At 43.8% G+C, this 340-nt stretch carries 2 rRNA genes; both read left to right on the forward strand.

Annotated features, from left to right (window positions below):
• A 5S ribosomal RNA gene (gene rrf / locus H4J76_RS19580) occupies positions 1-106 on the forward strand; the annotation flags it as partial.
• Between the two features lie 114 nt (positions 107-220).
• Positions 221-335: ribosomal RNA gene (rrf, locus tag H4J76_RS19585) — 5S ribosomal RNA — on the forward strand.
• Positions 336-340 lie beyond the last annotated feature (5 nt).

Consider the following 340-nt stretch of genomic DNA (forward strand, 5'->3'; position numbering starts at 1 on the left):
AATAGCACTGTGGCACCACCTGATCCCATTCCGAACTCAGAAGTGAAACGCAGTAGCGCCGATGGTAGTGTGGGAGTTCCCATGTGAGAGTAGGACATTGCTAGGCTTCTATTTAGAGAAACCCGTAGCTGATGCTACGGGTTTTTTGTTCCAAGGTTCTAATTTACTTTGTATTTTAAACAGTATAAATTAAATTATATCTTTGATATTACAAGTTTTGTCTAGCGACAATAGCACTGTGGCACCACCTGATCCCATTCCGAACTCAGAAGTGAAACGCAGTAGCGCCGATGGTAGTGTGGGAGTTCCCATGTGAGAGTAGGACATTGCTAGGCTTCTA

This window comes from Colwellia sp. BRX9-1 (genome assembly GCF_014077195.1).
GTDB lineage: Bacteria > Pseudomonadota > Gammaproteobacteria > Enterobacterales > Alteromonadaceae > Colwellia_A.